This window comes from Wolbachia pipientis, from assembly GCA_023052945.1.
Taxonomy (GTDB): Bacteria; Pseudomonadota; Alphaproteobacteria; order Rickettsiales; family Anaplasmataceae; genus Wolbachia.
In genome coordinates, this window is record CP095495.1 from 941525 (window position 1) to 954506 (window position 12982).

Consider the following 12982-nt stretch of genomic DNA (forward strand, 5'->3'; position numbering starts at 1 on the left):
CAAAATAATAAACCTGCAAGTTTTTTAGTTAGACTTGGTTCTAATGTCAAAAAAACTTGCTTTTAGACACTAACAATTATATATTTTAATAAATCAGAGTTGTATATAAAATGAAGAGCTTAAAGGAATTATCCTTAAGAATTAAGAATATTAGGTCTGTACAGAAGACCACGAAAATAATGCAAATGGTTTCTGCAGCAAAGTTATTACAAAGCCAAAGGAAATTATCAAATTCAAAATTATATATATCTAAGCTGCATAGCATTATTTCTTCATTAATGCTATCAGTTGATCAAAAATTACTGGCAAAAATTCTAAATGTCAGTAACGACGGTTCTTATCTAGTATTCATTGTTGCGTCTGATCGTGGCTTGTGCGGCAACTTTAACTCTTCTATTGTCAAATTTAGTCAAGAGCGTGTAAATAAGTCAATCGCAAATGGCAAAAAAGTAGATATTGTATTTCTTGGTAAAAAAGCTTTTGATGTAGGTAAAAATAGATTTGACTCTAAAAGTATCTTAAAAATTGAAAATAGTAAGGGGATCACGTTAAAGTACGTAGAAGCTTTGGTTGATGGTATAGATTTAAGTAAATACGATAAAGTTAAAGTTTTTTATAGTAAATTCTATAATACCTTCACGCAAAAGCCAATGTTGGAAACAATAAAACCATGGAGTGAAGACTCATCCTTGATTGACAACTCTCTGGCTGGTCCAACAACAGATTACGGCTATGAGTATAAACCACAAAATATTGAATTTATTTTAAAATCTTTGGTCCAAGATTACGTTGTAATTGCTCTTTACTCTGCTTTGCTTGAAAGTGCAACAAGTGAGAATAGTGCTAGGATGGTTGCTATGGAATCAGCAAACAGAAACACTAAAGAGATGCTGAACAAACTAGCATTGCTTTATAATCGTTCTCGTCAAGCAGCAATTACAACTGATTTAATTGAAGTTATAGGTGGTGCAGAGTCTTTATAAAAATCTAAGGAGTAGAAAATGAATATATTAAATATTGCAGCAGATATCACTAAATTAATAAAAAAGCAGAATCAAGATGCGGAAGTTACAATATATGGAACTAATAAGACTTCAGTTTCTCAGCGTCTATCAAAAATTGAGCAAATATCACAATCTAAAAATTGCACTGTAGGAATCAGAGCTATAGCAGGTAAAAACAAAGCTGCGTATATTTCTACAAACGATTTGAATAATCTTAGTGATACGGTAAGCCAAGTGGTAGAAATGGCAAAGAATGCGCCAGAAGATCCTTGCATTAATTTTGCTGTAAATGGTAGTAATTATATCTCTTCTGCAGATTTAAGTATCTCAGATAATAATGTTGTAACCGTTGATAGCCTAAAAGAAATTGCTGAAGCTGCAGAAAATTCAGCCCTTGCACATAAGAGTATCACTAATTCTGAAGGAGCCTCTTCTTCATACGCTTTAGTGAATGCAGTATTATCGACTGTTTCTGGTTTTATTTGCTCGTTTAGTAAATCAACCTTTGCTAATCAGGTCTCTGTTGTTGCTGGAAGAGAAAGTGAAATGAAGGTTGGTTACGATTATGATATAGCATGTAATTTTAGTGATTTAAAGTTGCCAGAGTTAATGGGAAAAGAAGCAGCAAAAAGAGCAGTTGATCAATTGAATTCACGTACAATTAAAACTGGTAAATTTCCAGTTATTTTTGAAAAAAGAGCAGCAAAAGGGCTAGTAAAAAGTTTTGCTTCTGCTATAAATGGGAGCAGTATTATAAGCAACAGTTCTTTCTTGAGGGGTAGTTTAAACGCTCAGATTTTCAACGATAGAATTAATATTATCGATGATCCATTGTTGCCAAGAGGCATAGCATCGAGACCATTTGATGGAGAAGGGATAACTAGCAAGAAAAATATATTTGTAAAAAACGGAATATTACAAAATTGGATTTTAGACTTATACTCGGCTAGAAAATTAGACTCAGAAACAACCGGAAGTGCAACTCGTGCAAGTAATGCTGCAGTTATTCCTGCAGCTAGTAACCTCTACATTGAGAATGGTAATGTATCGTTTGAAGAATTAATTCAGGAAGTGAAAGAGGGAATATATGTAACTGATTTATTTGGTTTTGGTGTTAATTTAATCAATGGCGATTACAGCCAAGGCGCTTCCGGATTTTTTATAGAAAATGGAAAAATAACGTATCCAATACATGAGATTACCATTGCTAGCAATTTGAAGGATATGTTTAGCAATTTAGTCGTTGCAGATGATCTAACTTTTTGTGGGCAATTTAATTCACCAACGATTAAAGTTAGCGAAATGACGGTTGCAGGTTCGCTTAACGATTAAAAAATTTATTTGCATTAAGTACAGCAATTGTGTATTATTGTCATGTAATGTTAAGAATAGACTATGGAGTATAAAGGTTTAGTTTCAATAGCTAAGCTTAAAGCATTCTCAATCGTAATTTCAAAGTTTTTCATCACATTAGTAATGTTAGTTAATAATTTAGGAGTTGTTTAAATGGAATTTGGTAATGTAAAATGGTTTAATGCCGAAAAAGGCTATGGTTTCATCAAGCCAGAAGGTAAAGGGGGTGATGTTTTTGTACATATTAGCACGTTGGAACGTTCAGGAATAAGGCCTGAGACACTTAAAGGAGAGAATAAAGAGAAGGGGATAAAAGGAGAAAGGGTGAGTTATGAGGTTAAAGAGGAGCGCGGTAGAAACGGAGAAGATAAAAAATCTGCAATAAATTTAAGATTGGAAGATTAATCTATTATGAAGTCTTTTAATAGGGTTAACGTATTGTGAATAATTTTCATGAGATGGGTCTCCCAGCTTCGCTTACACAAGCTCTAGATAAAAATAATCTTTTCGTCCCAACTCCGATTCAAATACAAGCGATTCCCTTAGCGCTACAAGGTAAAGATATTCTTGGGTCTGCTCAAACGGGAACTGGAAAAACTTTGGCATTTGCTATTCCGTTGGTTGCTAATTTGCTGAATGAGCCTAACACTGGTTCAGCTTTAGTCATCGTGCCAACCAGGGAGCTTGCGCATCAGGTAACAAATGAGATAAGAAAACTCTTATTTCAAAATTCTGCACTAAGGGTCGCTTTATTGATTGGTGGTGAGCCTATTTTTAGGCAGCTAAATCAGCTTCAGAAAAAACCACAAATTGTAATAGGTACTCCTGGTCGTATTATAGACCATATTGAGCGTAAAACTTTGATTACTCGCAATGTTAGCGTTCTTGTGCTTGATGAAACGGATCGTATGTTTGATATGGGCTTTGGAATTCAAATTGAAGGGATCATGAAATATCTGCCAAAAATACGGCAGACTCTTATGTTTTCTGCAACTCTTCCTAGTGATATAGTTAAACTTACTGAGAAGTACCTTAATCGACCAGAACGTATTTCTGTTGATTGTGAGACTACAACTTCTGTAAAAATTAAGCAAGAGATTGTTTATGCATCAGAATCAGAAAAATATGAAAAGCTTGTTACACAACTATGTCAGCGCGAAGGATCAATCATTATCTTTGTCAAAACAAAGCAAGGAGCGGATCAGCTAGCTAGCAGATTGTACAAAGATGACTATAGCGCTTTAGCAATTCATGGTGATTTAAGGCAGCACAAGCGCGAAAGGGTCATTAATTCTTTTCGTCGTGGCCGCAATCAAATCATGGTTGCAACAGATGTTGCTTCTCGCGGCCTTGATATTCCCCACATTCAACATGTTATCAATTATGATGCACCACAATCGCAAGCTGACTATATTCATCGTATAGGCAGAACTGCACGTGCTGGAGCTGAAGGGCATGCGCTATCTTTTGTTACACCTCAAGATAAGAGAAGACTGCCTGCATTGGCAGACAAAGAAGGAGAGCCAAATTTTGATTGTAGTGTGCAATTTAAAAAACGTAATAGCAAAAAGGTCTTTAAAAGGCCAAGTACGTTAAAGACTAAATACGGTAGAAAAAAGATCAATGCATTTAAAAAGAAAAGCAGAGTACTAGAAAAAGCATATTAAATAGGATTTACCTACAACTTGATAAGTGTAAAACTCGTCATTCCGCTACTCATTAGCAGAATCTATAGACCTACTGCGAATCAAGCGATAAAAAAAAGGAAAGGAGGGTGACTAAAATCAAGGTTAACTAAAAGGCGTGCTTAAGATTTACAATACCAGCAATAATATTGAACCTCAGGTTATATTTTTTCTGAAAATTGCGATAAACATTCGACATAATCTTAAATATCTTTATCTCTCGGATCTTGTTTTCTACTCTCATTCTAAATGATGCTAATCTTCTATTATGCTCTGGAGTTAATGGCTTTTTACGATACTTTTTATATGGAATTATAACATTGCTTTGCAATTTTTGCCAACCTTGATATCCAGAATCGGCATGTTTTATGCTATCAAGTGGTAAATATTTTTCTTGTTTCCTTATGCGGAAATCACTAATTCTACCACGGTATGACTTTGACACTGATAAAATTCTTCCTCCTTCTTCGATAATAATCTCAGTTTTCATAGTGTTGGTTCTTTTTTTCCTGAATATGATTTCTTCCGTTTTTTACTATCTTCTGGTCTCTGTATTTGCTGTTCTGTAACATCAGCCAAAATCTTCAGTATTTTTTCTGGCGTCATACTTCTATCTTTTGTTATAGTCACTTTTTTGGCGAGTAATGGCTCTATTCTCTTAAGTAACCTACATACATTTGCGTTGTGTACATTGAATAGGCATCCTAAAAATCTATGTGTTATGTAAGTGCGATAGTACAAAATTACGCAAAACAACTTATCTTCCAGAGTTGGTAGTTTTGATCTTCTACCATGACACTTTTTCTGTTTTTCCCATCCAGACCTCACTTTTTCCACTACTTTTTCGAACTCCTCTATAGTTAAACCTGTTATATTACGAAAGTTTCTTGGGTGTTTTTTTATATTATAGTAACTAAAGCTCATTTTTTTCCCTTACTTGATCTGCTTATTCTTCTTCTACCTCTCTCACATCATTTTTTCAATCACCTTTTTCAGCAGGTCTTATGTTGAGATATCGCGGTGCTATGACGTAGATCCAGAGTGGGGATTCAAATTGGCTACAGCGAACTGCTGGATTTCAATTTTTTTAATAATTGTGTGCTATTCATTATATATGAGTTCCCACTTTTAAAGAGAATAGGCGATGATTTCCAAAAACTTAGAGGCAAGTTTGAATAGGGCGCTACTTATTGCTTCTAATTTTAATCTAAAATATGCGAAAGTAGAACATTTATTGCTGGCGTTAACTAAAGACGTGGATGTAAATTACGTTTTATCAAGATGTAATATCAGAGCCGATGAAATCATCAATATGGATAACATTCTATCAAGATGCAATATTAAGGCTAATGATTATAATAATAATATAAAAGGGTTTTTACAAAGCAGTTCTGAATTGATTATCAATGGAGTTAAACCTAGCTCAATGTTTCAATGCATAATACACAGAGCAATAATACGGTCTCATAGCTTGGGGAAAAAAGAAATAAATGGAGCAAGTGTTCTAGTAGAGATTTTGTCTGGGCAAGATTTATACGTTGAAGATCTATTGCAGAAACAAAGTGCGAAAGATTCCAATTTGATTTACCATATATCTAATATGAAATACTCTAACGATATAGATGAATACACCACCAATCATAAAGTAAAACTTGATAAAAATAATGACGCTTCTACTACAGTAAATAAAGGTGAGCTACTAAAAGATGAGGAAATTCTACAAAGTTATTGTAAAAATTTAAATGACTATGCAAGAAGCAAAAAAATAGATTATGTTATTGGTCGTGATTATGAATTAAATCGCACTATAGAAATATTATTGAGGCGTAGAAAAAACAACCCTTTATATGTTGGAGACCCAGGTGTTGGCAAAACAACAATAGTTGAGGGTTTGGTATTGAAGATCATTGAAGGCAGTGTTCCGAGTGCGCTCAGGTCCAGTATAATTTATGCTTTGGATTTAGGATCACTCCTTGCAGGGACACGCTACAGAGGTGATTTTGAAGAGAGAATAAAATCTATAATAAAAGCGATTGAGGTAAAACCAGGTGCTATCCTTTTTATTGACGAAATACACACTATCATTGGAGCAGGTTCTACAAGTGGTAGCTTTCTTGATGCAGGTAACCTACTCAAACCTGCGCTTGCAAGAGGTACACTACGTTGTATAGGTGCAACTACATATAGAGAATACAGCACTAGTTTTGAAAAAGATAAAGCACTAGCGAGAAGGTTTCAAAAAATTAATGTTAAAGAATCTTCTGTTAATGAAACGATAAAGATACTAGATGGCATAAAGCACTACTATGAAGGGTATCATGGAGTATATTATACAAAGAATGCCATTAGGTCTGCGGCTGAACTTTCGCATAAGTATATTACTGGGCGAATATTACCTGATAAAGCGGTTGATGTTATTGATGAGGCAGGGGCATATTGTAAATTGCTAAGAAACAGGGGTAAAATTGTAAATAGTAGAGATATTAAAAATACCATTACTAGAATTACAAATGTGCCTTGCGGATCTGAATCTGATGATTTGCAGAAAGTAAAGTCTTTAAAAGCTAATCTAGAAAAGGTGATTTTTGGCCAAGAGCAGGCAATAGAATCTCTTGTTAATTCTATTAAAATTGCTAAATCTGGGTTGAGAAATTACAATAAGCCTTTAGCAAATTATCTTTTTGCAGGGCCAACCGGTGTTGGTAAAACCGAGCTAGCAAAACAATTAGCAGAAAGCATGGGCATGAATCTTATACGCTTTGATATGTCCGAATATATTGAATCCCATACGATATCAAGGATTATTGGTTCTCCTCCTGGATATGTAGGTTATGATCAGGGTGGATTACTCACAGAGTCTGTATCTAACAATCAATATAGTGTTGTGCTGCTTGATGAAATTGAAAAGGCCCATAGCGATATCTATAATATATTGCTACAAATTATGGATTATGGTTGTGTTACAGACACTTACGGACGTAAAGTTAACTTTTCCAATATAATTTTAATTATGACAACCAATGCAGGAGCAGTTGAACGCAGCAAAAGTTTTGTTGGCTTTGGGCATAAAAATTTTAACATTGGTGATAGCGAAAAAGCAATAGAACAGGTTTTTAGCCCTGAATTTCGTAATCGTCTTGATGCGATTATTTCTTTTTCTGACTTAAGTACGGATGTGATTTTGCATATTGTGGATAAATTTGTCCTAGAACTGAAAAAGCAACTGACGCAAAAAGGCATAAACTGCTCAGTAGAAGACGAAGTAAAATCTTATCTTGTACAAATGGGTTATAGCAAGGAAATGGGAGCACGTCCGATAGAGAGACTTATTGAAAAAGAGATAAAAAGTTACTTAGCGGAAGAAATACTGAATCGTAAATTAACAAAAGGAAGGAAATTAAGAATCTATATGAATAAAGTAGAAGATAAAATTGCTTTTGATATAGTTTAAAATCCTTGTATTGAACTTCATCTTTGTTACAATTTATAACTTAAATTTAATTTGAATTATAGTGATAAGTGATAAAGTAAAACAAGTTCTAAGCTACTACGAAAGTGAAAACCCCGGGGTAAAAGCAAATCTTACTCGTATTCTCATGCATGGAAAGCTTGGCGGTACTGGCAAGTTAGTGATTCTGCCAGTAGATCAAGGATTTGAGCACGGGCCAATAAAAAGCTTTGAAGTTAACCCTGATGCTTATGACCCACATTATCATTTTCAGCTTGCAGTTGATTCGGGAGTAAGTGCATATGCTGCTCCACTTGGTATGATTGAAGCTGGTGCTTCGACTTATGCTGGACTGCTCCCACTTATTTTGAAACTTAATAGTTCCAACTCCTTACATTCAAAAGATCTGACTTCTGATCAAGCAATAACCTCTTCTGTGAAAGATGCACTGCGTTTGGGCTGCTTGGCTGTTGGATTTACTATATATCCTGGTTCTGCTAAGTGTTTCGATATGATGGAAGAAGCCCGTGAAATCGTAGCTGAAGCCAAATCTTATGGGCTTGCAGTAGTGTTATGGTCTTATCCACGCGGTGAAGGAATTTCCAAAGAAGGTGAAACAGCGGTTGATGTTATTGCCTATGCTGCACACATGGCAGCTTTGCTTGGCGCTAATATAATCAAAGTAAAACTTCCAACTAAATATTTGGAAAGGGAGAAAATAGAAGCAGAAAATATTGAATCATTATCTAAAAGAATTGAATATGTTAAAAGATCTTGTTTTGCAGGGAAAAGAATAGTAGTTTTTTCTGGTGGTGAATCGAAGGAAGTAGATGACATATGCAATGAAGCGAAAGAAATTAAGCAGGGTGGTGGTAATGGTTCAATTATTGGCCGTAACACTTTTCAACGCAAAGGGGAGGAAGCTTTATCTATGCTAAAAGATATAATGGGTATCTACACATGAAAAATGGCTGGGTGGCAGAATGGCTTATGCGGAGGACTGCAAATCCTTTTATACCGGTTCAATTCCGGTCCCGGCCTCTTAACTTCAATTAGGAGCTAACCAAAGCCCTACCGCCGCGGAATGACGGTTGTCGGTAACACTTTAGCTATAAAGTCAAGGCATAAAATCCCCATATAAAAAAGATTCAGAAAAAATGCAACGCACCTTATGACAGAAATTAAGCACGTGTGTGCACCCACATACACTGAAGTAGGCTACGCTACATTTTTTACTGAATTTGGTTATTTAGTAGAAAGTCTGCAGACAGAGATAGATTTCGAGCTCTTAAAGTACCTCTACTGTCAATATAATGAGATTTTTGAGTGTGCGGAAGTAATTTTTTTAGCTAAATTTGCTACCGCTGCGTTTTTCAAATTTTTAAAGTATACTCTTATAGTGTTTAGTGGTAGAAAATAAACTAAAAATAAGCAAAGTGTTTTACAAACATAATTTACTATTTTTACTACCGCCCGAAGTTGCTCACTCTTTGGCAATTATGGCATTGAGAAAAATTCCTTATAGAAAACCTATAGACCTACCAGAATCCTTAAGTATGAATTTCTTTGGTAATAAGCTGAGGAGCCCCGTAGGTCTTGCTGCAGGTTTTGACAAAAATGCAGAAGTTATAAGACCTATGCTCTCATTTGGTTTTGGGTTTATTGAAGCTGGTACTGTAACTCGTAATCCACAATATGGAAACAAAAAACCAAGAATTTTTCGGTTAGTTGATGATCAAGCGATAATCAATAGATTGGGGTTTAATAATAAAGGAATAGACTATTTTCTTAAACAAATAGATGAAACCAAGCTTGATGACTGTATTTTTGGCATAAATATAGGAAAAAATAGTGCATCGAAAGACCAAATTAGTGATTATGTTGATTTAATAAAGATGGTGTATGGAAAAAGCAATTATATAGTGCTGAACATTTCATCCCCAAACACGCCCAATTTACGCAATTTGCATAATAGACAAGAATTATCGGAATTACTGGAAGCTATCCGCAAAGCGATTGATAATTCCAAATTCACACCAATAATACTAAAAATCTCACCAGATATAGATCAACAAACGAAAGAAAATATTGCTGAGCTTGCATTGGAATATGAAATTGACGGATTAACAGTAAGCAACACTACGGTAAGTAGAGATAATTTGCATTCCCACCATAATGAGAGTGGCGGGTTGAGTGGCAAACCACTGTTCAAACTTTCAACCGAGTTATTGGGCGATATGTACAAATTTACTAAGGGCAAAATATTATTGATAGGGTGCGGAGGAATCTCAAGTGGTGTTGATGCATATAAAAAAATAAAGGCAGGAGCCTCTTTGGTGCAGTTGTACACTGCTCTCATATACCACGGACCTCAAGTTGTAAACAAAATTAATCTAGAACTTGTGGAACTAATAAGGAGAGATGGATTTAGTAACATTAGTGAGGTGGTGGGTTGTATACATTAATTTTGGAAGTTGGTGGTATTATTTTAATAAAATAAAACTAATTCTCTGGTATAAAGGTGGTAGGAAGTGTTTTTCTTTTAAATAATGGGTATGAAGAGTTTGAATGATGCAATATCTAAGATCATTGATTATAAATTTACAAATTATGCAATATTAGAAGAGGCACTAACTCACCCAAGCGTAAATAAAAGGAATAGCAAAAACCAAATTGTAAGCTACGAAAGACTAGAGTTTTTGGGCGATAGTGTTTTGAATATGGTCGTATCTGCCATACTGTTTAAACTATTTCCTGAAGAAAAAGAAGGAGCATTGGCAAAAAGAAAGACGGATTTAGTTTGTGGCAACACCATTGCTAATATTGCTAAAGAAATAAAATTAGGCAGCTTTATCATCATGAATAATAGTGAACGCTGCAATGGAGGGAGATGTAATCTAAAAAATTTAGAAAACTCGCTTGAAGCACTAATAGGTGCAATTTATATTGATGGCGGACTTGAAAATGTTGAAAAATTTATTATCCAATATTGGGAAAAGCTAGCTAAAGGCATGCTCGACCCCCCTCAAGATCCTAAAACCTCACTGCAAGAGTGGACTCAGAAAAACAAATTGCCTTTACCAGAGTATGAGCTTGTAAAACAAACTGGACCAGCGCACAATTCTGAATTTACTATATCAGTTTGCATAGAAGATTATGGTAAAGTTTCTGCATGTGCTTCTAGTAAAAAGATTGCTGAACAAAAAGCTGCTGAGTTGATGCTAGAAAAAATTGGAAAAGACGCTTCAGTTTAGGCAAAATAGGCTTTTCTATTTCCTATATTTCATGCTTTCAATACTTGATCTTACACTCCCTCTAACAATTTTGAAAGAAGTCTAGTGAATGGTCACGTTAAACATGTTTTTAAATTTTTGCCAAAATCCTGGTTTATTATCATTAACCTTTGTAAATGTTATATTTAAACTGTATTTCGGATCATTTGGCACGTTGTATTTTATGCTAAATGTTGAAACTTTATCGTTATTGTAAATATGTACATCATCATATGATAGCTTTGTTGTGTAACACTTTACATACTTTTGCTTATCATACACTAAATCACCTGACTCCCTTTCTAGTTCCACAAATTTCGTTTTTTTCTGACATTCCTTCATTTTTATTAAATCCTTATCTAGTGATATTGAAACTGGCAACGTATTTCCAGCATATTCTTTAGCTAAAAGTTCACTTTGAGGATACATTTTTATTTCCCTGCCAAAATGTGAGTTTATGAAATTATTACTCCAAAATTTATCGCCAGAATGCACGTACTCATCAGTAGCATACGGCACCCCGCCATAACTGCATTGAACTTTGTAATCTCCAACACCGTTGTTTTGAAAAAAATCATGAATGGCAGTGTAGCTACCGGCAGCATCATTTATATAATCCATTACTTTATTCCTTAAACTTTTAGTTCATTATATCATAATCATTATGTCAATCAATCAAAAAAGCTCTCCCTTGCTGTTTTTAAAACCGATTTTGAGCAAGCGCTCTCGATTAGTTGGGAGCGTATTTATAAGATTGTGACATTCGTGCCTCCCAGTTTTTCACATACTGCTGAATCAATTCAGGATAATCTGTAATAATTAATAAATTTTCAGCATTTCCTTTTTTAGCTGTCTTACTAAGGTTAAATGACCCTGTGATGACTTTTTGATTGTCAACAATCATTATCTTATTATGAGCAATCTTTGGCTTATCATCGATCCAAATTGGTACTCCACCTGAAAATAATTCATTTATAACACTATATTTTGAGTAGAGTTGCGATTTATCTAAAGACCTGCTGAAAAAGGTGATTGAAAAAATGATGTGAGAGAGGTAGAAGAAGAATAAGCAGATCAAGTAAGGAAAAAAAATGAGCTTTAGTTACTATAATATGAAAAAACACCCAAGAAACTTTCGTAATATAACAGGTTTAACTATAGAGAAGTTCGAAAAAGTAGTGGAAAAAGTGGGGTCTGGATAGGAAAAACAGAAAAAGTGTCATGGTAGAAGATCAAAACTACCAACTCTGGAAGATAAGTTGTTTTGCGTAATTTTGTACTATCGCACTTACATAACACATAGATTTTTAGGATGCCTATTCAATGTACACAACGCAAATGTATGTAGGTTACTTAAGAGAATAGAGCCATTACTCGCCAAAAAAGTGACTATAACAAAAGATAGAAGTATGACGCCAGAAAAAATACTGAAGATTTTGGCTGATGTTACAGAACAGCAAATACAGAGACCAGAAGATAGTAAAAAACGGAAGAAATCATATTCAGGAAAAAAAAGAACCAACACTATGAAAACTGAGATTATTATCGAAGAAGGAGGAAGAATTTTATCAGTGTCAAAGTCATACCGTGGTAGAATTAGTGATTTCCGCATAAGGAAACAAGAAAAATATTTACCACTTGATAGCATAAAACATGCCGATTCTGGATATCAAGGTTGGCAAAAATTGCAAAGCAATGTTATAATTCCATATAAAAAGTATCGTAAAAAGCCATTAACTCCAGAGCATAATAGAAGATTAGCATCATTTAGAATGAGAGTAGAAAACAAGATCCGAGAGATAAAGATATTTAAGATTATGTCGAATGTTTATCGCAATTTTCAGAAAAAATATAACCTGAGGTTCAATATTATTGCTGGTATTGTAAATCTTAAGCACGCCTTTTAGTTAACCTTGATTTTAGTCACCCTCCTTTCCTTTTTTTTATCGCTTGATTCGCAGCAGGTCTTAAGATGACTTTAACATCAACACCGCGTTCTTTAGCATTAATCAAAGATTTTGCAACTGTTCCAAGAGTAAATGTATATTCTTGAACTAAGATAGATTTTTTAGACTGATCTATTACGCTGATTATCGGTACAGCACAATCTTCTCCAGGTGAAAAGCAAACCGTAGCTTTTGGGCAGGGCGAAAATATAAAACCCGCATAGTAATACAGAGAAAAACACATTAACAAGAATAAAAAGTGAAAAAGCCTCAC

9 protein-coding genes, 1 tRNA gene and 4 pseudogenes are annotated in these 12982 nt (G+C 34.5%); 10 read left to right on the forward strand and 4 right to left on the reverse strand.

Annotation, left to right across the window (positions count from 1 at the left end):
• Nucleotides 1-110: 110 nt before the first annotated feature.
• The 4 genes from atpG to MWH06_04565 all read left to right on the forward strand — a co-directional run bounded on the left by atpG (nt 111) and on the right by MWH06_04565 (nt 4024).
• Nucleotides 111-983, forward strand: coding sequence for an ATP synthase F1 subunit gamma (gene atpG / locus MWH06_04550; GenBank protein ID UPA54585.1), 873 nt, complete (start codon nt 111-113; stop codon nt 981-983).
• An 18-nt stretch (nt 984-1001) separates the two neighbouring features.
• The gene (locus MWH06_04555; protein ID UPA54586.1) at nt 1002-2336 is read left to right on the forward strand and encodes a TldD/PmbA family protein; all 1335 of its coding nucleotides are present in this window, start codon (nt 1002-1004) and stop codon (nt 2334-2336) included.
• 174 nt (nt 2337-2510) lie between these two features.
• A complete protein-coding gene (locus tag MWH06_04560; protein ID UPA54587.1) occupies nt 2511-2762 on the forward strand; it encodes a cold-shock protein in 252 nt (83 codons plus the stop codon).
• Nucleotides 2763-2797: 35 nt separating this feature from the next.
• Nucleotides 2798-4024 (forward strand): DEAD/DEAH box helicase, encoded by a 1227-nt coding sequence (locus MWH06_04565; protein ID UPA54588.1) that lies wholly within the window; start codon nt 2798-2800, stop codon nt 4022-4024.
• Between the two features lie 127 nt (nt 4025-4151).
• On the opposite strand, the pseudogene MWH06_04570 reads toward MWH06_04565, so the two are convergent.
• Nucleotides 4152-4966, reverse strand: a pseudogene (locus MWH06_04570) (transposase).
• 220 nt (nt 4967-5186) lie between these two features.
• Between MWH06_04570 and MWH06_04575 the strand changes: the two are divergent.
• The 5 genes from MWH06_04575 to rnc all read left to right on the forward strand — a co-directional run bounded on the left by MWH06_04575 (nt 5187) and on the right by rnc (nt 10744).
• Entirely contained in the window at nt 5187-7493 is a 2307-nt protein-coding gene (locus MWH06_04575) for an AAA family ATPase (protein UPA54589.1), read from the forward strand.
• 64 nt (nt 7494-7557) lie between these two features.
• The gene (locus MWH06_04580) at nt 7558-8454 is read left to right on the forward strand and encodes a class I fructose-bisphosphate aldolase (GenBank protein ID UPA55752.1); all 897 of its coding nucleotides are present in this window, start codon (nt 7558-7560) and stop codon (nt 8452-8454) included.
• A 5-nt stretch (nt 8455-8459) separates the two neighbouring features.
• A tRNA-Cys gene (locus tag MWH06_04585) sits at nt 8460-8531 on the forward strand.
• A 365-nt stretch (nt 8532-8896) separates the two neighbouring features.
• Nucleotides 8897-9955, forward strand: a complete 1059-nt coding sequence (locus tag MWH06_04590) for a quinone-dependent dihydroorotate dehydrogenase (GenBank protein UPA54590.1) — start codon at nt 8897-8899, stop codon at nt 9953-9955.
• 90 nt (nt 9956-10045) lie between these two features.
• Nucleotides 10046-10744, forward strand: a complete 699-nt coding sequence (rnc, locus tag MWH06_04595; GenBank protein UPA54591.1) for a ribonuclease III — start codon at nt 10046-10048, stop codon at nt 10742-10744.
• An 81-nt stretch (nt 10745-10825) separates the two neighbouring features.
• On the opposite strand, the gene MWH06_04600 is transcribed toward rnc, so the two are convergent.
• Both MWH06_04600 and MWH06_04605 read right to left on the reverse strand, forming a co-directional pair.
• Nucleotides 10826-11383, reverse strand: a complete 558-nt coding sequence (locus MWH06_04600; protein UPA54592.1) for a hypothetical protein — start codon at nt 11381-11383, stop codon at nt 10826-10828.
• A gap of 109 nt (nt 11384-11492) precedes the next feature.
• Nucleotides 11493-11774: pseudogene (locus tag MWH06_04605) on the reverse strand (phospholipase D-like domain-containing protein).
• A gap of 79 nt (nt 11775-11853) precedes the next feature.
• Here MWH06_04605 and MWH06_04610 point away from each other — a divergent pair.
• Nucleotides 11854-12669: pseudogene (locus tag MWH06_04610) on the forward strand (transposase).
• A gap of 61 nt (nt 12670-12730) precedes the next feature.
• On the opposite strand, the pseudogene MWH06_04615 reads toward MWH06_04610, so the two are convergent.
• A pseudogene (locus MWH06_04615) lies at nt 12731-12982 on the reverse strand (phospholipase D family protein).